Source organism: Corallococcus sp. AB030, assembly GCF_003668965.1.
GTDB classification, from domain to species: Bacteria; Myxococcota; Myxococcia; order Myxococcales; family Myxococcaceae; genus Corallococcus; species Corallococcus exiguus.
Genome location: NZ_RAWQ01000019.1, coordinates 51,625 through 73,090 on the forward strand (window position 1 = coordinate 51,625; position 21,466 = coordinate 73,090).

Here is a 21,466-nt window from a genome sequence, read left to right on the forward strand (position 1 = left end):
CTCCAGCGGTGGCCAATCCCTGGCTGTCAGGGATTGACAGGCCCGGATTCGTAGCCGATGTCCACGTTGTTGATGGTGGCCTGGCACGGACCGTTCCCGGCGGTCAGGTCCGCCTTCCAGCAGAGCTGATGGCCGGGAGTGCCGGACACGTCGAGCACGGCGTCCCGGTTCCAGTCGAACGTCACCGGATGCCAGGTGGGCGTGGGATTGGGAATGCACGTGCCGGCGAGGCACAAGCGGCAGTCGGTGGCCACCGCGTAGTGGATGGCGACCGGAGGGGCGCAGGTGGGGTCCTGGGCGTCGTCCTTGTGGATGTACACCTGTTGGATGGCGCAGCTGGGGGCCGCGGGGCTCAGCACGGTGGAGCGCACGCGGCCGGCCGTGGGCGCCTGGTTGCGCAGCATGAAGACGACGTCGTTGAAGTCCCGGTCGCCTCCACCCGGGAGGTCCTCGAAGGCCAGGAGCCACCGGTCGGACGCGGGGCCCACGTTGCCCAGCACGGCGTGGGGCATGACGAGGTTGCCCGGCGCGGCGACGGTGGTGGCTGCCATGGGCAGGGTCGTGTTGCCGTAGGGCAACGTTCCCATGCGGGTCCGGGTCCCGGAATCCAACCACCCGCACAACTTCTGGCTGGTACCGGCCAGGGTGCAGGCGCGCGGAGACGAGTTCGGGTTGGTCCGGTTGCAGGCCTCGTCGTAATCACAACCCATGTTCCGGGACACGACGGGGTTCTGGCCCATGAAGTCCTGATCCAGGTTCCACTTCGCCTTGGAGAAGAACACGTTGATGGGCGTCCTCAGGTGCAGCGTGCATTTGAGGTCGGCATCCCTGCGCAGGCAGGGATGGACCATGCCCGCGTCCGTGTTGTGGATCGGCTCGAAGGCGGAGACGAGGAAGAAGACCACCTCCTGTCCGCCCGGGATGACGCCCAGGTCCACCGTGCGGTCGTAGGTCGTGATGCCGGGATCCGGGTTGAAGGCCCTCGGACGGCCATGGCCGTCATAGGCGGAGACGTCGTAGTCGGGGACGCCGTCGTTCAACTCCGTCGCGTCAGCGACGGCGCCCAGCCCCTGGTAGGTCTCCCTGTCGGAGTCGTCGTCAGCCAGGAGGAAGGCCAGGTGGCCGATGCCCATGTTGTTGTTGGACGCGTGGGCGGGCTCCAGCAGGTTGGGGATTCGCGTGAAGAGCCCGTTGTCCGAATAGCTGGTGCCGGCCGCTCCCAGCTGGGTGCTCCCGACGACGTCGACGATGATGTTGTAGGCGGAGGAGGTGCGGCCGGGACGGGCATCCGTCATGTCCCGGTTGGTGAGGAAGGCCGAAGCGCAGGTCGAGTTGAGCGCCAGGTCCGGCTGGCGGTAGGTGAAGCCACGGGACGTGAAGGTCTGGGAACAGCGGGGGCTCACGCCGATGTACGGGCGGGCCTGGGCACCGGAGGGCGGGGCCAGGTTGTAGAGGTCCTCGTGCAGGTCCGCGATGCCGTTGCCATTGCCATCCACCAGGTCGCCCTGGGCGTTGACGTAGCCGCGCGCCTGCAGGTCGCTCACGTACAGGTAGCCCAGCGCGTGGCTCGCGCCGGCGCTTTCGTACACGAAGCTGATGGTGACGTTCTGGTCCGACGGGAACACGATGGAGTCCACCGACGTGGGCGTCCAGAACGGGTTCACCGACCGCAGCGTCCGCTGCGGGGTGAGCGTCACCTGCTGGAGTTGGTCGAACCCCGCGGCGGTGAACGCGGGCTGCACGTCCTCGTACAGGTCCCCGGGGCCGCAGGTGTCGGCCGCCTGGGCCGGACGCAGCGAGGGAATGACAAACAACGCGCTCCCGGCCACGAGGGCCAGGAGACGGGAGGGATTCGGGTGCAAGGACAGACTCCTCGGATGAAGATGGCTCCCAGGGTCTATCAGAAATAACAAGGAAGACGGCTCTGTCTGGGTGTGTCAGGCTTCACCCATGAAGACGACCCGTCTGCCCTTGCTCCCCCTTGTTCGTCAGGTCAACGCCTTGCGCAGCCGTTTGGGGATGGCCTCCGCGTGCCAGCGCTGCACCTCGCGGGCGATTTCGGCGGAGCGCTCCGCGCGCTCGTCGCGGGCCTGGGGCAGCAGCTTTCGCGCGGCCTTGCGCTGGCCGGGCGGGGCCTCCGCGGCGGCGCGCTCGAAGAGCTCCAGGCGCACGTCCGCGTCGTGCAGCTCGCCCAGGCCGTCCTGGAGTGGCACCAGGACCTCCAGCAGCGCGCCCACGGTGCGGCGGAAGGCGGGCTGGAAGATCTCCAGCTCATAGCGCAGCTTCTTCAAATCCTTGCGCAGGGCGTGGGCGGAGGCCGCGTCCGGCGCGTCCGCGTAGCGCTCCAGGCGCTTCTCCACTCGGCGCAGTCGCTGGCGCAGGTGGCTTCGCACGCGCTTGCCGGCGAAGCGGTGGGCGTCCTCCAGCGTGTCCACCTTCTTGAGGAGGCGCGGCACGGTGTGGTCCGTCCAGCGCTCCAGCTCCGCGCGCAGCTTCTTCTCCCGGGACTTCAGGCCGGACAGGTGGGACTCGCGCAGGCCGGCCAGCGCCTTGCTCGCGTCCTTCTTGCCCTTCGCGGCGGTGTCCAACCACTTGTCCTGGACGTGCAGGTCCCTCACGTCGCCCAGCGCGTCCTGGAGGCGCTTCACGTCCGTCTCCAGCCGGGTGAGCTTGCCGGTGGCCTGGAACACCTGGAGCGCGGCGCGCAGGCGGCGGGTGGCCACGCGCATGTCGTGCACGCCGTCCTCGCCCAGCTCGTCGTCCAGCTGGGATTCGGGGTGGCGCACGTCGGCGAGCCGGCCGGCGAGGATGCGGCGGGCGGCGTCGCCCAGCGCGGTGTCGGGGCCCAGGCCCCGGATGGGAGTGGGAGGCGGCATGGCGGGTCAGTCCTCCTTGAGGGCGTATTGTTGAACCATGCGCTCCGCGGCGTCCGGGCCCTCCCAACCGAGGATGCGCGCGTCCTTGTCCGCGAAGTGCACCACCGCGAGGAAGAAGTGCTCCAGCTCCTCGCGCTCGCGCTTGGACAGGTCCTGATAGGAATTGAGGTCGTCCGAGCGGGTGGCGTTCACCGGGACGAGCAGCAGGCGGTCATTGCGCTCGCGTTCGCCGTTCGTCGCGCCCTTCGGCTTCTGGTCCACCAGGAGCACGCCCAGGGGCCGGCAGGGCAGCACCACGCCGGGCCAGGTGGGCACGTCCCAGTACACCAGCGCGTCCAGCGGGTCTCCGTCCGGGCCCTTCGTGCTGGGGATGAAGCCCCAGTCGAATGGGTAACGGAAGCCGCGCGTCAGCGGCCGGGACAGCGTGAAGGCCTGGAGCTTCGAGTCGTATTTCAGCTTCACCGTCGAACCGCGGGGCGACTCGACGACGACGTGCAACGCATCCTGAGCGCCGCGCAGGGGCAGGCGGGTGAAGTCGGTGGCCATGGACCTTCAGGCTGGGGTCGCCGTTCCGTCTCCGGCAAGTGCCCCCGTGCCAGGGGGTTTCACTCGCCAACCTTGGGGGGCGCCGAGCGCCTACCAGCGCCCGGAATACAGCCGCATTCCGAGCGTCAGCAACAGTCCGATGCCGGTGAGCGCGAGCCCTGCGATGGCCTTCTTCCGGTCGATGCGGGGCGAGTCGGCATGCCGGTTGCGCACCAGGCTCACGGTGTTGAGCACCAGCGACACGACGTGGACCGCGTAGCACATGGGAATCACCGAGATGACGCCCATGAACAGGCCCGAGTTCGCCAGTGAGAGGCCGGGGGCCTTCGCCTGCACGGCGATGGTGTGGCCCCGCAGCTCCCAGCAGTCCGGGCACAGCGGCAGCGACTCCCTGCGGACGCGGTGCTCACAGCGCGGGCACATGAACGCGCCGCAACGGGTGCACACCTGGTTCGCGACGCTGTCGTCGTGCCGCGCGCAGAGGGCGTGAGCCGGAGCTTCGTTCGCGTCCAGGCTCTCACCGTCATCCCGTGCTGGAGACTTCAGCCCGGCCAGGAAGTGGCCCGTGATGGCATGCGCGGCGGGACCGTTGGGGATGGCGAGCGAGATGTTGTCCGGGTCGATGCGCCGCACCTTGGGTCCCCGGCCGCGCAGGAAGAAGACCCAGGCGAGCACGGGGATGGCCACGCTCGATGCCAGCGCGACCAGGCCCTGCCATTCGGGCACGTCGGATGCCAACAGGCAGAACGCCAGGATGAGCAGCGCGATGGCGGCCAACACCGACACGGCCATGATGACCTGTCCGCGCTTCCACCGGCTCCAGGCCTCTTCCGTGAAGGGAAGGGTGCCATTCACCCGCTTCGTCATCACGGACGCGACGATGATGGCGATGAGCAGGTTGAGGAGGGCGAGGAAGCCAATCCAGCGCGGATACCAGGTGAAGTTCACCGGCTTGAAGACCACGCCCTGCCGCTCACCCGTGACGATGCAGATGGCTGGCAGGTCGAACTCGTTCAGCTCCCCGGAGGGGATGTCGATGTGATGCATCGCGGAGACTTGTAGTCCACCGCGTGCAACGCATTCCAGTCACCGCCCGGCGCTAATGCAGGGGCCGGCCCAGGGGCGGCTCCGGCTGACGGCGCGCCACCAGCTTCCGTGTGGCGCGCGCCGCGGCCAGTCCTCCCAACGTGTACCAGGCCACGGTGAGCAGCGACGTGGACGGGCGGGCCTGGGACGGCTTGCGGCCCAAGCCCAGCTTCGGAGGCAGCACCACCGCGCCCAGGCCGGCGAGCAGGCCCAGCGTGGCGCCGCGCAGGTACGGCCGCTTGGGACGTCCCAGGGCCACGAGCGAGAAGAAGAGGCCGTTGGAAAGGACGTCGCCCGCCAATGTCTGGCGATGCAGCTGGCGTCCCTTCGCGGGCTCGCCGCCGAAGAAGCGGACGCCCTTCTCCAGGGAGCGCATGCCCAGCACGTCCATGCGCGGCGGGTGCTTCAACACGCGCCGGGCGCTCTCGTGCACCAGCGTGAGCGCGGCGGCGCCGACGAGGCCAGGCCCCAGGGCTCGGAACACGATGCGGGGCGGAGCGGCAGGTTCGATCATGCCTTCCAAGCTAGGCACCGCGCGCACGGGATTCCCGTCCGCGGGCGCCTGCCCGCCTGCCCCCCTGTCCGGCATCCCGTTGTGCCCGCGCGTCAGGAACTGCAGCTCACCACCAGGTGCCGTCCCCACGTCGGCGGCGAGGCCGCGTAGGCCTCCTGGCCGGGGTGTTCGTCGAAGGGCGCGGACACCAGCGCGAGCACGCGGTCCACCTCCGCGAAGTCGCCTTCCTGTGCCCGGGCGATGGCCTGCTGCGCCACCCAGTTGCGCAGCACGTACTTCGGGTTGACGCGGTCCAGGCGCGCGTGGCGTTCGCCGTCCACGCTCCCTTCCGACTCCAGCCGCGCCCGGTAGCGCTCGGCCCACCCGTCGAAGCCCTCCGGCGGCAGGAAGTGGTCGCGAAGCGCGTCGTTGCGAGCACCCGGGCTGGAGTCGAACCGGTTCAGCGCGCGGAAGAAGCGCGTGTAGTCCACGTGCGAGCCGGCCATCAGCGAGAACAGGTCCTCCAGGAGCGAGCGGTCCTCGTCGCGGGCCTCCGTCAGGCCCAGCTTCTCTCGCATGCGCGTCAGGAAGTGCCGCGCGAACGTGGGCTGGAAGAGCGTCAGCGTGGCGCGCGCCTCGTCCTCGGTGATGAGCGTGAGCAGCGCCTCGCCCAGGCAGGCCAGGTTCCACAGCGCGACGCGCGGCTGCTGGTCGAACGCGTAGCGGCCCTGGTGGTCGGAGTGGTTGCAGACGAAGCCGGGGTCGAAGTCGTCCAGGAACCCATAGGGGCCGTAGTCCAGCGTGAGCCCCAGGATGGACATGTTGTCGGTGTTCATCACGCCGTGCGCGAAGCCCACCGCCTGCCAGCGCGCCACCAGCTCCGCGGTGCGCTCCACCACCTCCGCGAAGAAGCGCGCGTAGCGGCCCTCCTGGCCCGCGAGGTGCGGGAAGTGCGCGGTGATGACGTGGTCCGCGAGCGTGGCCACGTGGCCGGGCTGCTCGGTGTGGTGGAAGAACTCGAAGGTGCCGAAGCGCACGTGCGACGGGGCCAGGCGCACCAGCATGGCGCCGGTCTCCACCTCCTCGCGGTACACCGGCGTGCGGCTGCCCAGGATGCACAGGGCCCGCGTGGTGGGGATGCCCAGCGCGTGCAGGGCTTCTCCGGCCAGGTACTCGCGCACGGTGGAGCGCAGCACCGCGCGTCCGTCACCGCCGCGCGAGAAGGGCGTGGGCCCGCCGCCCTTCAGCTGCAGGTCCCATCTGTCGCCGTCCGGGCCGCGCGCCTCGCCCAGGAGCAGCGCGCGGCCGTCTCCCAGGCGCGGCACGTACACGCCGAACTGGTGCCCCGCGTACACCATGGCCAGGGGCTCCATGCCGGGCAGCGGCGTGGCCCCGCCGAACACGCGCGCGAACTCCGGGCGCGCGACCTCCTCCGCGTCCAATCCCAAGAGCCGCAGGGCCGCCGGGTTCACGCTCACCACGTACGCGTCCGGGAAGGGCGCGGGGGCCACCCGGGCGGCGAACCCAGGGGGCAGGCGGGCGTTGCTGTTGTCGAAGACGAGCTGTTCGAGCGAGGCCATGGATGGAAACAACAGACGTCAGGGAATCTGCATGCCCCGCTGGACCGCGGGACGGCTGCCCACGCGGTGCAGGTACTGGAGGATGTTGGGCAGGTTGTTGAAGAGCTCCGGGAAGAAGTCCCGCGAGCCCTTCAGCCACGGGTACGTGGCGATGTCCGCGATGGAGTACGTGGTGGCCAGGTAGTCCCGCGACGACAGCTGCTGCTCCACCACGCCCAGGACGCGCTTCGCCTCGGCCTCGAAGCGGTCGATGGCGTAGGGAATCTTCGCGGAGGCGTAGCGCCCGAAGTGGTTGAGCTGGCCGAGGGTGGGCCCCAGGCCGCTCATCTGGAACATCAGCCACTGCGTCACTTCCGCCTTGCCGCGCGGATCCGCTGGCATCAGCGCGCCCGTCTTCTCCGCCAGGTACAGCAGGATGGCGCCGGACTCGAAGAGGGCGAACGGCCGTCCACCCGGCGCGTCGTGGTCCACGATGGCCGGAATCTTGTTGTTGGGATTGATGGCCAGGAACTCGGGCTTGAACTGCTCGCCCTTGGAGATGTCCACCGAGTGCGTCTTGTAGGGGATGCCCAGCTCTTCCAGGGCGATGGAGATCTTGCGGCCGTTGGGGGTCTTGAACGTGTACAGGTCGATCATGCCTTCACTCCCGTGAGCTCTTCGCTCACCTGCCAGAGCCGCTCCGCGAGCGCTTCGTCCCGGGCGGCGGACGACGGCTTCGCCTTGCGGCATTTGATGAAGTATTCGCCGCTGACGCCCGCCACCTCCGGCGACGACGCCAGGTAGATGGACGTCCTCGCGCCCTTTTCAGGGGAGAGCATGAAGGGCGAGGCCAGCTTGATGAGGTGCTTGAAGAAGCCCTGGCTGTTGTGCCCGAAGCCCGTGCGCACCGCGCCGGGGTGCAGTGAATTCGCGGTCACCTGCGTGCCGGCCAGCCGCTTCGTCAGCCCACGCGAGAAGAGGATGTTGCTGAGCTTGGCGTTGCCATAGACGCGGATGCCGTCGTAGCGACGCTTCTCCGTCTGCGGGTCGTCCAGGAAGTCCGAGTACGCCAGCCGGTGTCCTTCCGAGGACACGTTGATGATGCGCGCGGGGCCGCTCGCCACCAGCAGGTCTCGCAGCAGGTGGGTGAGGAGGAAGTGGGACAGGTGGTTCGTGGCGAACGTGGCCTCGTAGCCGTCCACCGTCACCTGCCGCCGGTCGATGATGAGGCCCGCGTTGTTGATGAGCACGTCCAGCCGCGGGTGGCGGTCGCGGAACGCCTTCGCCAGGTCGCGCACGGACTGGAGGGAGGACAGGTCCGCGAGCAGCGTCTCCACCTGCGCTCCGGGAGCGGCCTCGCGCACCGCGGCGACCGTGGCCGCCGTGCGGGCCTCATCCCTGCCGGACAGCACCAGCGTGGCTCCCCGCCGCGCCAGCGCCTTGGCCGTCTCCTGGCCAATGCCACCGGTAGCCCCGGTGATGAGGCACACCTTGCCGTCGAGACGGTCTTCGGGAAGCCCTGCCGCCATGGGACGCGTCCTCCTGGAATCCGGGGACGCGTTCTATACGCTCCCCGCCTTCCCCGCGCAGGAGAACCTGCCAGGGAGGCGGAAGCGGGTGGCGTCAGGCGTCAGGTGGAGGCCTGGCTGATGTCCTCGGCCTGACGGCCCCGGCGGTTGCCGCCCTTGGGAGGCAGGGTGGCGCCCGCGCGCGCGTCGCCGTTGAGGTGGCTCTCCAGGAACCAGAGGTCCTCCTCGGTCTCGCCCAGGGTCTGGGTGAGGATGTCCGCGGTGACGGGGTCGTTCGCCTCGTCGGACTTGTTGATGCCGTCGCGGAGGCTGGCGGCGTAGCGGCCCACGCGCTCGACCAGCGCGCGGATGTGGGCCTCGCCGTCCACGGCCTGGAGGTCGTACTCGGGCAGCTGGCTGTTGTTGGTGGCCAGGCGGATGGTGCCCTGGGCGTAGCCGCCCAGCGCGCCCGCACGCTCGGCGTAGGAGTCCGCGTGCTTGCGCGCGTGCTTGGCCACTTCGTCGAAGAGCAGGTGGCGGCTGTAGAAGTGCGTGCCGCGGATGTTCCAGTGGGCCTGCTTCACCTGCCAGTGCAGGTCGATGGCGTTGGCGAGCAGCGTGTTGAGCATGTCGATGAGCTCTTCGCGCGCGTCCTGGGGAAGGTTCACGTGGCTGGTCGTGTACATGGTCCTGGTCCCTCGCTGGTGGGGTGCGCGCGGCAGGCCGTCGGCATGACGTCTCGGCGCTTCCCACAGGGTGGGGATGGGCCGTGCCCTTGGCCATGGCGCGGCATATTTCGCCTGGCTGCCCGGCTGGCTCGAAGGGCGGGCGGCCGGGCGTCGTGGATCAGCCCGCGTCGGGGGCGGTCAGCCGGGCGGCGACCTCCGTGGCGGCGCGCTCGCCGGACTCCACCGCGCCGTCCAGGTAGCCGCAGCCTTCGATGGCCGTCTCGGTGCCCGCCCAGTGCACGCGGCCAAATGGCGCCCGAAGCGCGTCGCCAATGGCGGTGAGGGTGCCGGGGCGGGGCAGGCCCACGTAGCAGCCGGTGCTGAACGCCTCCTGCTTCCAGTCCAGCGCGGCGATGGCCACGGGCGACAGGGCCTGGGGGCCGAAGAAGCGCGCGAAGTCCGCGAGCGCCGCGCGGTGGAGGTCCTCCTCGGGGCGCCCGGTCCACGCGCGGGCGGTGTCGCCCAGGAAGAAGCCCACGAGCGCGGGGTGGTGGCCGTGGGGACCGCAGTCATCGAAGCACAGGCGCACCGGGCCCGCGTCGCTGACGGCCTCGCCGGACAGGCCCGCTTCGCGCCAGAAGGGCGTGGCGTAGGTGGCCACGACCTTGATGACGCTGCCCATGGGGATGTCCGCGTGCGCGCGGCGGCGGCCCGGCGGCAGGTCCGCGCCAAAGTCGATGCGCTCCGCGAGCGCGGGCGGAGTGGCCACCACCGCGTAGCGAGCGCGGAAGGTCCGGCCATCCTCCGTGGTGGCGGTGACGCCGCGAGCGTCCTGGAGCAGGGCCTTCACGGGCGCGGAGAGGACGACGCGGCCCTCGGGCAGTCCTTCCGCCAGCCGTCGTGAGAGGGATTGCGCGCCGTCCACGAAGCGCTCCGCCTGGGCGCCGCCCTCGATTTCGGTGAGCGGCATGAGGCCGCCGTTGGAGTGCACGTAGGAGAGGAAGTGCAGGAAGGACAACTCGGAAGGCTCCGCCGCGAACACCGCGCGGGTGGCGATGTCCAGCGCGGCGCGGGCGCCCCAGGTGGGCACGTGGCGCTGCTTCCAGTCCTCCAGGGTGAGGGCGTCCCACTCGGCGGCCTTCGGCGCGGCGGAGGGCTGCTCCCGGGGGACGCGCTTCGCCAGTCCATCCAGCTTCCAGACGATGCGCTGCAAATCCAACAGCGACAGGAGGGGCAGGGACGGGACCTTGCCCTGGTACGTGCGGCGCTCGCCGCGCAGCTCCAGCACCTTGGTGCCCTGGTGGTGCTGGGGGAAGCGCTGGAGGCCCAGGCCGTCCGCGAGCTTGAGCACGTGGCGCTGCTTGGGGCCCACCCACTGGCCGCCCATGTCCACGAGCCCTCCACCCAGCTCGCGGGTGAGGGTGCGTCCGCCCACGCGGTCTCGTGCCTCCAGCACGGCGACGGTGGCGCCGGTGCGAGCGATGTCCCGGGCCGCGGTGAGTCCCGCGACGCCCGCGCCGATGACGACCACGTCCGCGCTATCACCCATAGGTCCGCGGACTCTATGCCGGAAGCGCCGGGTGGCTAGGATGCGCGCGGGACGTCAGCAGGGAAGGGTGGAGGACCGGATGTTCGCGTTGGAGATGGTGGAGAAGGTGCGGCAGGTGTCGCCGGGCGCGGCGAACGCGCTGACGACGTTGGCGGTGAAGAACATCGTCCCGTTGGCGGCGGCCATGGGCTACCGCGTGGACGAGGTGACGGACGCGCGCGTGAAGGCGACGGTGCCGCTGAACCGCAAGACGAAGAACCACGTGGGCAGCGTGTACCTGGGCGCCCAGGTGACGGTGATGGAGCTGACGATGGGCGTGATGCTCTTCCGCCGCTTCCCGCCTGGCCAATACAAGATGCTGGTCAACCGCATGGAGGTCGCCTTCCACGCGAAGGCGAAGACGGCGGTGAGCGCGGTATGTGAGCCGGGGGATGAGCTGCTTCAGAAGCTCGCGTCGGAGCTGCGCGCGACGGGCGACAAGGCGGAGGCGTGGATTCCCGTGCGCCTCCTGGGCACCGACGGCCAGTGCGTCGCCGAATCGCGCTTCCTGGCTGTGTTCAAGCGCGGGTAGGGCCTACTCCAGCGGCGCGGGGAACGCGGGCAGCGCGGCGAAGTCCTCGGGCACGTGCTCGCGGATGACCCGTGCGTGGGTGTCCTTCGCCAGCGCCTCCACGCGCTTCATGGACTCCAGCGTCTGTTCGCGGCTGGCGTTGTAGACTGGCACCAGCTGCCGCTCGCGGGACTCGCGCAGCGGCCACAGGTCGCCGGTGAGCAGGACGGCGCCGGACTTCGCCGTCTTCACCAGCAGCACGGTATGGCCGGGCGTGTGCCCGGGCGCCTGGTGGATGGAGACGGTGCCGTCGCCGAACACGTCGTAGGGGGCGTCGCCCTCGATGCGCACGGTCTTCGCCTGCTCCAGGGCGCTGTAGTGGGGGACCTCCCCGCGCCGGTGGGCCTGTTCGGAGAAGGCGCTGTCGCGCTCCTCCGCGTCCACGAGCCACGTCGAGCCCGCGAACAGGTTGGCGTTGCCTGCGTGGTCGAAGTGCAGGTGGGAGAACGACACGAACTCGATGTCGGCCGGTGCCAGTCCCAATTCGCCGAGCGAGGTGGTGAGCTTCTTCTTCACCTCGAAGTGCACGGGCTGGCCCTGCGGACGCATGCCGTCCGGCATGTCCGCGATGCTCTCGGAGAGGCCGCTGTCCCAGAGCAGGTCTCCCTTCGGATGGCGGATCAGGTAGCACGGAACGACGGTCTCGGCGGGCACGCCCTTCATCGAACCGTCGTCCGCCATGAAGCCGGAGTCGCCAAGCTCCACGCGGCCGCAGTGGATGGCGTAGAGCTTCACGCCGGGCGCGGCCTCCGGGGATGTGCGCGAGGCGGTGCTCGTGCTGGCACAGGCGGTGAGCGTGAGACAGGCGGACCACAAGCGAAGGGTCTTCATGGCGCGGCTCCAGGGCGGTGAAGCGAGGCGAAGAAGCTAGCGCGGCGCTTCCTCTTCCATGAGGAAGTCGCCAATGGTCTTCCACATCGCCTCGAACTGGGGGCGGCGGAAGCCGGAGCCGGAGATGAGCCAGTCCACGTGCGGGGGCTGGTGCGCCGGCTGGTCGAAGTGGCCAATGGCATCCAGGTGGTCCGCGCGCACCGCCGCCAGCACGCGGCCGTACACCTGTGAGCGCGTGGGCACGATGCCGTCACACGCGGTGGGGCCGGGCATGGCGCCGTAGGCTTGCACCAGCGCCGCTGTCTGCGCGGGCGTGTGCAGGGGCAGCTGCGTGAGCGGCATCTTCTGCGTCTTACCGTACACGAACGCGTAGATGGTGTGCGTGAGCTGCGCGTACGGGTCCAGGCCTGCGGCCAGCCGCGTGCGCAGGGACGGCGGCCGGGCCTGCGTCACCACGGAGCCGTAGCGCACGCCGGGCCGGTCATGCGTGCCGCCGTTGAACAGGTCGATGCCCTCCGGCGTGAGCTGGGGGATGAGCGACGTGTCACGGCCCACGTCCCACAGGAACTTCGTCACCGCGTCGCGCCGCTCGCTGGAGAAGTCGCCCAACAGCTGGTCGAAGAGCTGGTCCAGCAGCGTGGCCTTCCACCCCAGCTGATCATCCGCCCGCGCCATCAGGTGCCCGAAGCGGAACACCACGCTCAGGGGCAGCCGGCCAAAGCGCAGCACGTACATGGTGAACAGCGACAACAGCTTCAGGAGCTGCTGGCCGAAGAGGCCCAGGAAGAACGTGGCCAGGGGCGTGCCCGCGTGGGGCGCGGACAGCGTCACCACGGAGCGCACGCGGCGTGCGAAGGGCTCCAGCTCCAGCGCGTCCGACACCTGCGCGCCAGGGGAGACGAACAGCCGGGCGTCCAGTCCGCCGGTGGAGTGGCCCACCAGGTGGATGGGGCCGTCGTCCCCGGAGGCTGTCTCGCTCACGGCCTTGAGCAGGTCCGCGGTGCGCTGGCGGATGGAGGCAGTGGGGTGCGAGACGATCGTCACCACCTCCGCGTCGATTCCCCGGCGGGCGAGGTCCTGTTTCAGGAACTCGTACGCGTGGCCGAAGTAGAGGAGCTCGCCCAGGTTGGTGAAGCCGAAGAAACCAGGGACGAGGTAGACGTGGTGCTTCACGGACATGGGTCGCCCAGCATACCCCACGCTCCCCGGATGGGCTTGGAATACCCGGCGTCCCACGGGGTTGACGCGCGCCCGGACGCATTGACAAAACGGTCGCCCGTTTCCCCTACCCACGAAGGAAGACTCCCCGTGTACCGCAGACTGCTCGCGCTTGGCCTGCTGTCGTCCCTCCCCGCCGCGGCGGAAGAGGGCATGTGGACCTACGATGCCTTTCCCGCCGCGCAGGTGAAGAAGGCCTACGGCTTCGAGCCGACCCAGGCGTGGCTGGACAAGGTGCGCCTGGGCTCCGTGCGGCTCGCGGGTGGTTGCTCCGCCAGCTTCGTGTCGCCGGACGGCCTGGTGATGACGAACCACCACTGCGTGCGCAGCTGTATCGAAGAGCTGACGACCGCGAAGGACGACCTGCTGGCGAAGGGCTTCCAGGCGAAGACGGCGAAGGAGGAGCGGCGCTGTCCCAAGGTCGAAGCCAACCAGCTGGTGGAGATGACGGACGTCACCGAGCGGATGAACGCGGCGACGAAGAGCCTGACCGGCGCCGCCTTCAACACCGCGCTCAAGAAGGAGATGGCCGCGGTGGAGGCCGCGTGCACCACCGGCGCGGACGTGCGGTGTGACGTGGTCACGCTCTACAACGGCGGCAAGTACCAGCTCTACAAGTACCGCCGCTTCCAGGACGTGCGGCTCGTCTTCGCGCCGGAGTTCTCCATGGCGGCGTTCGGCGGGGACGCGGACAACTTCAACTTCCCGCGCTACGGCTACGACGTGTCCTTCGTGCGCGTGTGGCAGGACGACGCGCCGGCCAAGAGCCCGGACTTCCTGCCGTGGGCCAAGGAGGGCGCGAAGGAGGGGGACCTCGTCTTCGTCTCCGGCCACCCGGGCGGCACGGAGCGCAAGAGCACGGTGGCGGAACTGGAGTTCCAGCGTGACGTGGCGCTGCCCCAGACGCTGCTCCAGTTGTCGGAGATGCGGGGCGCGCTGCGCGAGTTCACCAGCGCGTCGCCGGAGCGCTTCCGCGTGGCGCGCTCCAGCCTGCGCGGCGTGGAGAACGGACTGAAGGCGCTGAAGGGCCGGCAGGAGACGCTGGCGGACCCCGCGGTCCTCGCGCGCAAGCGGCAGGAGGAGGCGGAGCTGCGCAAGCGCATCGACGCGAACCCCCAGGCCAAGGCGCTGACGCAGGGCATGTGGGAGGAGACGGCGCAGGCGCTGGACGCGTGGCGCCGGATGACGAACGACCACCGCATGAAGGGCGCGGGGGATGCGTTCCGCTCGGACCTGTTCTCCTACGCCCAGGCGCTGGTGCGCGCGGCGGATGAGCTGCCCAAGGCCAACGCGGAGCGCCTGCGCGAGTACACCGACGGCCAGCTGCCGGCGCTGAAGCAGCGGCTGCTGCGGGAGGCACCCATCCCGGCGGAGCTGGAGACGCTGACGCTGACGTTCGGCTTCAACAAGCTGCGCGAGACGCTGGGCGCGGATGATCCGTTCGTGCGCCTGGTGCTGGAGAAGGAGGCCCCGGCGGACCTGGCGAAGGCGCTGGTGAAGGGCTCCAAGCTGGGAGACGTGAAGGTGCGCAAGGCGCTGCTGGAGGGCGGCAAGGCGGCGGTGGACGCGTCGAAGGATCCGATGATCGTCCTGGCGCGCAAGGTGGACGCGGAGACGCGCGCGTCGCGCAAGCGCTACGAGGACACGGTGGAGGCGGTGCTCAAGCGCAACGGCGAGCGGCTGGCGAAGGCGTACCTGCTGGTGAACGGCACGGCGGGCGCTCCGGACGCGACGTTCACGCTGCGGCTCAACTACGGGCAGGTGAAGGGCTGGGAGGACAACGGCAAGGCCGTGCCGGCGCTGACCACGTTCGGGGGTGCTTACGGGCGCGACACGGGCAAGGAGCCTTTCAAGCTGCCGGCGCCGTGGGTGAAGGCGAAGGGGAAGGTGCCGGACGCGACGCCGCTGGACATGGCGACGACCCACGACATCATCGGCGGCAACTCCGGCTCTCCGGTGGTGAACCGGGACGGGCAGGTGGTGGGGCTCATCTTCGACGGCAACCTCCCGTCGCTGGGAGGCCGCTACCTCTACGTGCCGGAGACGAACCGCGCGGTGGCGGTGCACGGCGACGGCATCATGGCCGCGCTGGAGCACGTCTACGGTGCCACCCGCGTCGTCAATGAGCTGAAGGGCGCGCAGGCGGCGTCCGCGGCTCCGGCTCGCTGAAGCAGGGCTGCCCGAGGGGGCGGGGGGACATCCATCCCTCCGCCCGCAGCGCGGCCAGCGTGGCCGGGATGTCTCCCAGGTTCGCCTTGGACCGTTCCAGGAAGATGCGCACCCAGCGCACCGGCGCGTCCATCGTCTCCGCGGAGAAGCAGTACGCGCTCCGGCCATCAAGCTTGAGGGAGTCCACGAAGGCATTCACGTCGTGCAAGCCGCGCAGCGGACGGTGAGGCAGTGGGGGCGTGCGTGGAATCCATCCCTTCTTGGGGGACGGTGAGCGCCGCCAGGTGGCGTGCTCGCGCAGGTACTGGTTGAAGGTGGCGTGGCCGTCCGGTGCGGCGAGGATCTCACGCAGCAGCGAGGCCACCTCATCGCGTTCCCGCTTGCGGGCCAACTGCTCCCGGTGCTTCCAGTGATGCGCGCGTGCTTCGCGCTTCACGGGGTCTTCGAACGCGGGCGTGTGCTCCAGGTGGGACCACGCGTGCCTACCGATGACGCCCTTGGGCAGGATGCCGCGCACGTAGCCCTCGCGGGCATCATGGAGCATGCGGCGCACGCGGGCGGCGGCCCAGCGGACGAAGGGGTTCACCTTGTCCGCCCTCCGCCGGTCCAGCACCATCAACTCGATCTCGTGCTTGCGCCAGGGGACCTCCGCGGGCTCGTCCGCGTCCAGGTCGCCGGTGCGGAGCCACGCCACGATTGCCAGCCGGGCTTCGCGGCGGGCGGCGCGGTTCGTGACCGTCCGCTCCTTGCGCGCCTGTCGCCGGGCCGTGGACGGCAGCAGCGAGCGCGCCATCTGCCGGACCTTCTCGTCCGAGTGGATCATCGCGCGGGGGACTCTCGTGGATGCGCTGGTGGGACGGCACGCTCCATCAGTCCTTCGGCTTCCAGCGCGGCCAGCACGGAGGGGATGCAGCCGCGGTGTTCCTTGAAGCGCTGGAGGAACAGGCGCGCCCAGTGCAGCGGCGGTGTCAGGGTGCCCCACCTGAAGTACGGATCCCACGCAGCGGGTTCCAGCGTGTCCAGGAAGGGGAGCACGTCATGCACGCCAAGCAGCGGGCGGTGCTTCAGCAGCGTCGCGAGCTTGCGGTTCTCGGGGACCTGGGCGTTCACGGTCCGTGTCCACGTGTGTCGCTCGCGCAGGAAGCGGTTGAAGGTGGCGTGGCCATCCGGCGCCGCGAGGAGCGCGCGCAGCAGTTGGGCCATCTCCCCCCGCTCCATCCGGTGCACCTTGCGTCCGGAGCGCGACCATTGGAGAACGCGCCACTCGACTTCGGTAGGGTCTCGGAACGCGGTCGTGTGCTCCACGTGGCCGAGCGCGTGCTCGCCGATGACGCCCGGGGGCAGCAGGCTCCGCACGTGGCTCAGGCGATCCTCCCTGCGCAGCTCACGCGTGCGAGCGGTGGCCCAGCGGATGAACGGCATCACCTTGTCGCCGCCGCGCCGCCACCGCACTTCCCCGCTGATCTCCTTGCGCTCCCACGGCGCGAAGGGCGGCAGGTCGTGCTCCATGTCCCCGGACTTCATCCACACCGCCAGCTCCTGACGGGCCTCCTTGCGGGCCGCGCGGTGGATGTGCTTGCGCGCGGTGCGCGCGGCCTCCCGGTTCTTCGACGGCAGCAGCGAGCGCGCCATCTGCCGGACCTTCTCGTCTGAGTGGATCATCGCCCGCGGGCCCCCATGGCCGTGCGCGGACGTGGCTCGCCCCCGTCACCTGACTCGCACTGGACGTCTCCCACCGCGACGCGTCGGGTGCACGACAGCCCCGGTCCAGAACCTCACGGGTGCTTGGTGCGTCGCGTCAGGAAGTCGCTACCTTGGGGATGCGGACCTGGATCCGCCTCTGTCTTCGCACGGTTGCGTTCCCCGGAACGTCTCCGTCCGGGCGCCTTCCCGGGGTGGTTGGGAGTCGGCGCCCGACGTGCGGTAGCATCTCGGTCGTCTCACGCCGGGGGGAGGGAGGATGCACGATGGTGGTGGAGGCCCCGGAGCCCCGGACGATGTCGGCCATCATGTTCACGGACATGGAGGCCCCTGCAGGTCAACGCTGGCGGGATGAGTCGCTACAACAAGCGCTGCATGAAGAGCAGGGCCAACTGGTGCGCGGGCTGCTCGCGCGGCACGGTGGCCGCGAGGTGAAGCGGATGGAGGAGGGCGGCTTCCTCCTGGAGTTCGAGTCGGGCCCGCCCGCGGTGGCCTTCGCGCTGGAGTGGCGCGACGCCGTGGATGCTCGCAACCGCGCCGTCCCCACCGAGCGTCGGATGTCCGTCCGCGCGGGCGCGCACCTGGGCATGGTGGTGCACCGCGACGGCGACATCTTCGGCGAGGGCGTCAACCTGGCGGCCCGCATCGAGTCCCTGGCGCGTCCGGGCACCGTCTACGTCAGTGAGACGGTGGCCGCGCAGCTGGAGGGACGGCTGAAGGCGCCTCCGGTGAAGCTGGGCCGCAACGAATTGAAGAACATCCGGCTGCCGGTGGCGGTGTTCCGCATCGACTCGCCGGTGGAGGGCCGCGGCGAGCGGGCGCTCATGTCGCGCGTGCGTTCACTGCTGGGCCGTAAGCGCGCGCGCGCGGACGGTTGAAGCTGACTGCCGGACGCGCGGCGGTATGGTGCCGCGCCATGTCCGAGCTCACCCTGGTTGTTGGTTCCAAGAACTACTCCTCGTGGTCGCTGCGCCCCTACCTGGCCCTGGCCCACACCGGCCAGCCGTTCCGGGAGGTGCTGGTGCCGCTGGACACGCCGGAGACGGCGGCACTCATCGCGCTGCATTCGCCCAGCGGCCGGGTGCCGGTGCTCAAGCACGGCGACACGGTGGTGTGGGATTCACTGTCCATCTGCGAGTACCTGGCGGAGGCCTTCCCGGAAGCGAAGCTGTGGCCCGCGGACAGCGCGATGCGCGCGATGGCGCGGTCGGTGACGTCGGAGATGCACTCGGGCTTCCAGGCGCTGCGCACGAACCTCCCCATGGACCTCACCGCTCGCAAGACGGTGCCGGGGGTGGACGCGCCGGGCGTGCACGCGGACATCGCGCGCGTCCAGGCGCTGTGGGCGGGCTGCCGCGAGCGCTATGGCAAGGGCGGGCCCTTCCTCTTCGGCGCCTTCTCCATCGCGGACGCGTTCTTCGCGCCCGTCATCACCCGCTTCGTCACCTACGGCATCCCGTTCCGCCCGGAGACCGCCGCGTACCGCGACGCGGTGCTGGGCCTGCCCGCGATGCTCAGGTGGACGGAGGCCGCCCACGGCGAGCCGCCGCTCGCGCGCTACCGGTAGCTCACAGCCCCAGCGACTTCAGCTGCGCGTCGAACGCAGGGGCATCCGTGAAGACGTACCCGCGCAGTCCCAGCGCGCGGGCCGCGTCCACGAACTCCGGCAGGTCGTCGAAGAAGGCGGCCTCTTGCGGCGCGCAGCCCGCCTTCTGGAGCGCGAGCTGGTAGATGGCCGGCTCCGGCTTCACGTGCCCGACCTCGCAGCTCATCACCAGCGCGTCGAAGCGCTGGAGCACGGGCAAGAGCGGCTTCAGGTAGGCCACGTGCAGTGCGTTGGTGTTGGACACCAGCACCAACTTCACGCGGCCCGCCAGCCCCTCCACTCGCGGCAGCACCGCGTCGTGCACCTTGAAGTGGCTGCTCCACAGGGGCGCGAACTCCTCCATGGGCAGGTCCACGCCCAGCGCGCCGCAGACGTCCTGGCGGATGCCCTCCGCGTCCAGAAGGCCCCGGTTCGCCGCCGTCCAGCCCGCGCCGGTGAGCCGCCTCGCGGCCTCCTGCGGCTCCAACCCCGCCCGCGCCGCGAGCCTCGCGAAGAGCAGCGCGTTGTCGTGGAACACCAGCACGTTGCCCAGGTCCAGCAACACGGCCTTCACGGCGGACACGGTGACTCCTGTTTCAGATGCGGTAGGCGCGCGCGACGCCTTCCATCTGGCTGGCGACTTCCTGCAGCCGCTTCGCCGCGCCGGTGGTGGACCTCAGGCTGGTCTGCGTCTCCGTCATCATGGAGGACAGGTCCGTGACCGCGCTGAAAATCTGCGCGATGCCCGCGTTCTGCTGGTTCACCGCTCCGGCGATCTGCCGCGCCGCCGCGGCGTTGTCCTGGACGATGGTGGCCAGCTCCTTCAGGTGCTCGCCGCTGGTGCGCACCTGCTCCAGCCCTTCCGCGACGCTGGAGTGGCTCTGCTCCGTCATCTTCGCCGTGGAGATGATGGCGTGGCCCAGGTCCCCCAGGATGTCGCGCACCTTCTCCGTGGCCTGGATGGACTGGTCCGCCAGGTTGCGGATTTCGCGCGCCACCACGCTGAAGCCCTTGCCGTGCTCGCCGGAGCGCACCGCCTCGATGGCCGCGTTGAGCGCGAGCATGTTGGACTGGTCCGCCAGGTCCTTCACCGTCTGGGTGATGCCGCCAATCTGCTGCGTGCGCTCGTTGAGCTGCACGATGCGCATGGCCATCTCACCTGACTGCTCGTGCAGCCCCTGGAAGCCACCCAGGCTGTCGCGGATGGCGACCTCGCCCGCGCGGCCCACCTCCTCCGCGCGCGACGCCACGCCCAGCACCGTCTCCGCCTTCTCCGCGGCCAGGAGCGACGTCTGCTTGATTTCCTGCGCCGTCACCTGCGTCTCCTGGAGCGCGGCGGCCTGGCGGGCCACGTTGCGCTCCTGGACCTCGGAGGCGAGGTTCAGCTCCGCCACGGTCTCGCTGAGGACGTGCGTGCCCTCCTGGAGGCTGGTCGCCGTCTCGCGCAGGTTCTTCATCATCTGCGCGAAGGCCTGCGTGAGCTCGCCCACCTCGTCCCGCCCCGCCGTCACCTCCATCTCCTGCGTGAGGTCGCCCTCCTTCACCACGCGGCGGACCACCTCACCGAGCGCGCGCAGCGGCCGGGTGATGCCGCGCGCCAGCACCCACGAGCCCAGGCCCACCGACGCCACGAAGAGGGCGGCCAGCCCCAGCACCAGCCGGCGCATCCCGTTGAGGGGCGCGTAGGCCTCCGCGGGGTCCACCTGGGCGATGAACTTCCACCCGTCCCCCACGTCGCGCACCTCCGAGCCGTTCACCGCGACCACCCCCACGCGGCCCGAGTCGTCGTGCTCTCCCTGGCGCGTGTCGAACAGCGTCCGGCCGTCCGCGCCCCGGACCTCCAGCGAAAAGGTGGCGTGGCCGCGGTGCTGGGCGCGGTTGAGCGCGGGCTTCACCAGTTCTCCCACCTGTCCCCAGTCGAACGCGGCGAGCAGCACGCCCAGCCGCTGACCTCGCTCGTCCATCACCGGCACCGCCAGCGGCAGCACGTGCACGCTGTAGATGGGGTCTTCGGCTTCCACGCCCTCGGCGGTGGTGGTGCCGGCCTGCGCCTTCTGGAACCACGGCGCCTTGCGCACCGCTTCCGCGCTCCCGGCGTAGGCCTCGCGCAGCGCGGGCGTGCTGGCGGAGACCGCCGCGCCGTCGTCGCTGAAGAGCACGATGCCGTTGAGGGTGAGGTAGCGCCGCTGCAGGAGCGACAGCATCGCGTCGCTCGCGGTGGGGTCCTTCGTGCGCAGCGCCTGGCGCAGGACCGGATCCTCCGCCCAGCTGTGGGCGCTCGCCTCGCGCTCCGCCAGGGTGGACTCCAGCAGGTCCTTGAACCCTTCCGCCTCCATGCGCAGGGAGGTGTCTATCTGCGCCTCCGTCTGCTGGCGCATCAGCTTGTCCTGCATGCCGGTCAGCGCCAGGAGCGGCACGCACGACACCAGGGTCATGTACAGCAGCAGCCGCCCACGCAGCGTCAGGGACGGCAGGATGAAAGAAGGCATGGCACGCCGGCGCGAAGGAGAGGACCCGGATTCCTATACCAGAACCCGGGCCCCGAACCCCCTGTCCGGCTGGCCGCCTACAGCACCGGCACCCGGTCAGGCAGGTCCCTCGCGGGCAGGCTGGAGTAGTCCGCGTCCAGGTCCAGCCGCACCCGCTGCCTCACGCGCGTGCTGAGCAGCCCCCGGAGCATGCCCAGGAAGGCCGGAGGCGCCGCGATGACCACCTGGTCGAACGCGTGCGAGTCCACCCCCTTGTCCAGGCGCCCGGACAGCTCCCGGGCGAAGCGCTCGTGCTCCAGTTCCCTGCGGCCGTTCGGGTCGTTCTCCGGCACCGGGCCGTGCAGCGTGCCCGCGTTGGGGTTGTCCGCCTGGTTGAACAGCTCGACGGGCTTGGTGCGGCTCTCGTCATGCTGGAACTGCTCGATGAGGTCCCACTTCTCCGCCTTCGCATCCGTGGCGAAGAGCCGGGCGCGACTCGCGTTGGCCACCAGGATCCAGAGCCTCTTGTCCGCCATCTTCACGCCTCCTTGTCTCTTGAGGGATGCGGACCCCCCCGCCCACCGGCAAGCTTCCCCCAC

At 70.2% G+C, this 21,466-nt stretch carries 21 protein-coding genes; 4 read left to right on the forward strand and 17 right to left on the reverse strand.

Features of this window, described 5'->3' with window-relative positions; all coding sequences use genetic code 11:
- Positions 1-26: 26 nt before the first annotated feature.
- The 10 genes from D7Y15_RS07325 to D7Y15_RS07370 all read right to left on the reverse strand — a co-directional run bounded on the left by D7Y15_RS07325 (position 27) and on the right by D7Y15_RS07370 (position 10,285).
- Positions 27-1,862, reverse strand: a complete 1,836-nt coding sequence (locus D7Y15_RS07325) for a DUF4114 domain-containing protein (RefSeq protein ID WP_121752108.1) — start codon at positions 1,860-1,862, stop codon at positions 27-29.
- Positions 1,863-1,988: 126 nt separating this feature from the next.
- Positions 1,989-2,876 carry a CHAD domain-containing protein gene (locus D7Y15_RS07330; protein ID WP_120578164.1) on the reverse strand — a complete coding sequence of 296 codons (888 nt, stop codon included), beginning with the start codon at positions 2,874-2,876 and terminating at the stop codon, positions 1,989-1,991.
- Positions 2,877-2,882: 6 nt separating this feature from the next.
- Entirely contained in the window at positions 2,883-3,422 is a 540-nt protein-coding gene (locus tag D7Y15_RS07335) for an inorganic diphosphatase (RefSeq protein ID WP_120578163.1), read from the reverse strand.
- 90 nt (positions 3,423-3,512) lie between these two features.
- Positions 3,513-4,469 (reverse strand): B-box zinc finger protein, encoded by a 957-nt coding sequence (locus D7Y15_RS07340; RefSeq protein WP_120578162.1) that lies wholly within the window; start codon positions 4,467-4,469, stop codon positions 3,513-3,515.
- A gap of 52 nt (positions 4,470-4,521) precedes the next feature.
- Positions 4,522-5,022 (reverse strand): hypothetical protein, encoded by a 501-nt coding sequence (locus D7Y15_RS07345; protein WP_120578161.1) that lies wholly within the window; start codon positions 5,020-5,022, stop codon positions 4,522-4,524.
- 92 nt (positions 5,023-5,114) lie between these two features.
- Complete coding sequence (locus tag D7Y15_RS07350) at positions 5,115-6,581, reverse strand: YdiU family protein (protein WP_121752109.1); 1,467 nt, start codon at positions 6,579-6,581, stop codon at positions 5,115-5,117.
- Positions 6,582-6,599: 18 nt separating this feature from the next.
- Positions 6,600-7,217, reverse strand: a complete 618-nt coding sequence (locus D7Y15_RS07355; protein WP_120578159.1) for a glutathione S-transferase family protein — start codon at positions 7,215-7,217, stop codon at positions 6,600-6,602.
- Positions 7,214-8,089 carry an SDR family oxidoreductase gene (locus D7Y15_RS07360; protein ID WP_120578158.1) on the reverse strand — a complete coding sequence of 292 codons (876 nt, stop codon included), beginning with the start codon at positions 8,087-8,089 and terminating at the stop codon, positions 7,214-7,216. The genes D7Y15_RS07355 and D7Y15_RS07360 overlap by 4 nt, the downstream gene beginning before the upstream one ends.
- A gap of 101 nt (positions 8,090-8,190) precedes the next feature.
- Positions 8,191-8,754 carry a DNA starvation/stationary phase protection protein Dps gene (dps, locus tag D7Y15_RS07365; RefSeq protein WP_120578157.1) on the reverse strand — a complete coding sequence of 188 codons (564 nt, stop codon included), beginning with the start codon at positions 8,752-8,754 and terminating at the stop codon, positions 8,191-8,193.
- 160 nt (positions 8,755-8,914) lie between these two features.
- Positions 8,915-10,285, reverse strand: coding sequence for an FAD-dependent oxidoreductase (locus D7Y15_RS07370; protein ID WP_120578156.1), 1,371 nt, complete (start codon positions 10,283-10,285; stop codon positions 8,915-8,917).
- A gap of 40 nt (positions 10,286-10,325) precedes the next feature.
- Here D7Y15_RS07370 and D7Y15_RS07375 point away from each other — a divergent pair, with 40 nt between their 5' ends.
- Entirely contained in the window at positions 10,326-10,856 is a 531-nt protein-coding gene (locus tag D7Y15_RS07375; protein WP_233597142.1) for a DUF4442 domain-containing protein, read from the forward strand.
- Between the two features lie 3 nt (positions 10,857-10,859).
- On the opposite strand, the gene D7Y15_RS07380 is transcribed toward D7Y15_RS07375, so the two are convergent.
- Both D7Y15_RS07380 and D7Y15_RS07385 read right to left on the reverse strand, forming a co-directional pair.
- Positions 10,860-11,726 (reverse strand): N-acyl homoserine lactonase family protein, encoded by an 867-nt coding sequence (locus D7Y15_RS07380; protein WP_121752110.1) that lies wholly within the window; start codon positions 11,724-11,726, stop codon positions 10,860-10,862.
- Between the two features lie 36 nt (positions 11,727-11,762).
- Positions 11,763-12,905 (reverse strand): triacylglycerol lipase, encoded by a 1,143-nt coding sequence (locus D7Y15_RS07385; RefSeq protein ID WP_120578153.1) that lies wholly within the window; start codon positions 12,903-12,905, stop codon positions 11,763-11,765.
- 129 nt (positions 12,906-13,034) lie between these two features.
- Between D7Y15_RS07385 and D7Y15_RS07390 the strand changes: the two genes are divergently transcribed.
- Positions 13,035-15,113 carry a S46 family peptidase gene (locus D7Y15_RS07390; protein ID WP_121752111.1) on the forward strand — a complete coding sequence of 693 codons (2,079 nt, stop codon included), beginning with the start codon at positions 13,035-13,037 and terminating at the stop codon, positions 15,111-15,113.
- On the opposite strand, the gene D7Y15_RS07395 is transcribed toward D7Y15_RS07390, so the two are convergent.
- A complete protein-coding gene (locus tag D7Y15_RS07395) occupies positions 15,064-15,936 on the reverse strand; it encodes a hypothetical protein (RefSeq protein ID WP_121752112.1) in 873 nt (290 codons plus the stop codon). The genes D7Y15_RS07390 and D7Y15_RS07395 overlap by 50 nt on opposite strands.
- On the reverse strand, positions 15,933-16,775 hold the full coding sequence (locus D7Y15_RS07400; RefSeq protein ID WP_121752113.1) for a hypothetical protein: 843 nt from the start codon (positions 16,773-16,775) through the stop codon (positions 15,933-15,935). The genes D7Y15_RS07395 and D7Y15_RS07400 overlap by 4 nt, the downstream gene beginning before the upstream one ends.
- Before the next feature lie 305 nt (positions 16,776-17,080).
- Here D7Y15_RS07400 and D7Y15_RS07405 point away from each other — a divergent pair, with 305 nt between their 5' ends.
- A complete protein-coding gene (locus D7Y15_RS07405) occupies positions 17,081-17,692 on the forward strand; it encodes an adenylate/guanylate cyclase domain-containing protein (RefSeq protein WP_120578149.1) in 612 nt (203 codons plus the stop codon).
- Between the two features lie 38 nt (positions 17,693-17,730).
- On the forward strand, positions 17,731-18,381 hold the full coding sequence (locus D7Y15_RS07410) for a glutathione S-transferase family protein (RefSeq protein ID WP_121752114.1): 651 nt from the start codon (positions 17,731-17,733) through the stop codon (positions 18,379-18,381).
- 1 nt (position 18,382) lies between these two features.
- Here D7Y15_RS07410 and D7Y15_RS07415 read toward each other — a convergent pair whose 3' ends face one another.
- From D7Y15_RS07415 to D7Y15_RS07425, 3 genes are all read right to left on the reverse strand, one after another.
- Positions 18,383-18,982, reverse strand: coding sequence for an HAD family phosphatase (locus tag D7Y15_RS07415; protein WP_121752115.1), 600 nt, complete (start codon positions 18,980-18,982; stop codon positions 18,383-18,385).
- Positions 18,983-18,995: 13 nt separating this feature from the next.
- Complete coding sequence (locus D7Y15_RS07420; protein WP_121752116.1) at positions 18,996-20,888, reverse strand: methyl-accepting chemotaxis protein; 1,893 nt, start codon at positions 20,886-20,888, stop codon at positions 18,996-18,998.
- Between the two features lie 77 nt (positions 20,889-20,965).
- Positions 20,966-21,403 (reverse strand): host attachment protein, encoded by a 438-nt coding sequence (locus D7Y15_RS07425; protein ID WP_121752117.1) that lies wholly within the window; start codon positions 21,401-21,403, stop codon positions 20,966-20,968.
- Positions 21,404-21,466 lie beyond the last annotated feature (63 nt).